Source organism: Candidatus Hydrogenedentota bacterium, assembly GCA_016791475.1.
In the GTDB taxonomy this organism is placed as follows: domain Bacteria; phylum Hydrogenedentota; class Hydrogenedentia; order Hydrogenedentales; family JAEUWI01; genus JAEUWI01.
Map to the genome: position 1 here is coordinate 1 of JAEUWI010000380.1, position 563 is coordinate 563.

The 563-nt window shown below is 64.8% G+C and carries 1 protein-coding gene; it reads left to right on the forward strand.

Annotated elements, in window-relative coordinates:
* On the forward strand, positions 1-563 hold a 563-nt coding region (locus JNK74_29790), incomplete at both ends, for a DegT/DnrJ/EryC1/StrS family aminotransferase (GenBank protein ID MBL7650362.1).

Consider the following 563-nt stretch of genomic DNA (forward strand, 5'->3'; position numbering starts at 1 on the left):
GGGCAAGTTTGTGCTGGGTCCGGACGTCGTGCAGTTGGAAGCCACGATGCAGCGGCTGACCGGCGCGAAGCACGCCGTCGCCTGCGCTTCGGGCAGTGATGCACTGCTGCTCGCGCTGATGGCCTATGATATCGGCCCGGGCGACGAAGTGATCTGCCCGAGCTATACGTTCTTCGCCACGGCTTCGGCGGTTACGCGCTTGGGCGCGACGCCGGTGTTCGTGGATATTGAGCCGGATACGTGCAACCTCGACGTGTCGCAAGTCTCGCGGCGCGTTACGTCGATGACCCGCGCGATCATCCCCGTTCACCTCTACGGCCAATGTGCCGACATGCAACCGATCGTCGACATGGCCCGGCTGCACGGCTTGGCCGTGATCGAAGACGCCTGCCAAGCGATCGGCGCCGGATACCGCGGCAAGCAGGCCGGCGCGATCGGCGACATCGGCTGTTTCAGCTACTACCCGACCAAAAATCTCGGAGCCTACGGCGACGCCGGAATGCTCACGACCAACGACGACAAGCTCGCCGACAAGCTCCGGCTGTTGCGCGGCCACGGCATGC